Genomic DNA, 965 nt, shown 5'->3' on the forward strand with positions numbered 1-965 from the left:
ACTCCAGCACGTCACTACGCACACGTAGACTGTCCAGGACACGCGGATTATGTTAAAAACATGATCACTGGTGCTGCACAAATGGACGGCGGTATCCTAGTTGTTGCTGCGACTGACGGCCCTATGCCTCAAACTCGTGAGCACATCCTACTTGGTCGTCAAGTTGGTATCCCTTACATCATCGTATTCATGAACAAATGTGACATGGTAGATGACGAAGAGCTACTTGAGCTAGTTGAGATGGAAGTTCGTGAACTTCTTTCTGAATACGACTTCCCAGGTGATGACCTACCAGTTATCCAAGGTTCTGCACTTGGCGCACTAAACGGCGAGAAGCAGTGGGAAGACAAGATCGTTGAGCTTGCAGAAGCACTAGATTCTTACATTCCTGAGCCAGAGCGTGCAGTTGACCAACCGTTCCTACTACCAATTGAAGATGTATTCTCAATTCAAGGTCGTGGTACTGTTGTAACTGGTCGTATCGAGCGCGGTATCCTACGTGTAGGTGACGAAGTAGAAATCGTTGGTATCAAAGAGACTACTCTTACTACTTGTACTGGTGTTGAAATGTTCCGTAAACTGCTTGACGAAGGTCGTGCAGGTGAGAACGTTGGTGCACTTCTACGTGGTACTAAGCGTGATGACGTTGAACGTGGTCAAGTACTTTCTGCGAAAGGTTCTATCAACCCACACACTAAGTTTGAGTCTGAAGTATACGTACTTTCTAAAGACGAAGGCGGCCGTCACACTCCTTTCTTCAAAGGTTACCGTCCACAGTTCTACTTCCGTACAACTGACGTAACAGGCGACATCACTCTACCAGAAGGCGTAGAAATGGTAATGCCAGGTGACAACGTTCAAATGACTGTTGAGCTAATCGCTCCAATCGCAATGGACGAAGGTCTACGTTTCGCAATCCGCGAAGGTGGCCGTACAGTTGGTGCTGGTGTTGTAGCTAAAATCTT

1 protein-coding gene is annotated in these 965 nt (G+C 47.2%); it reads left to right on the forward strand.

Features of this window, described 5'->3' with window-relative positions; translation table 11 throughout:
* Positions 1-965, forward strand: a 965-nt coding sequence (gene tuf / locus AB4351_RS22140; RefSeq protein WP_055320245.1) for an elongation factor Tu, incomplete at both ends; no start/stop codon positions are given.

Source organism: Vibrio sp. 10N.261.51.F11 (assembly GCF_041471665.1).
Taxonomy (GTDB): domain Bacteria; phylum Pseudomonadota; class Gammaproteobacteria; order Enterobacterales; family Vibrionaceae; genus Vibrio; species Vibrio crassostreae_C.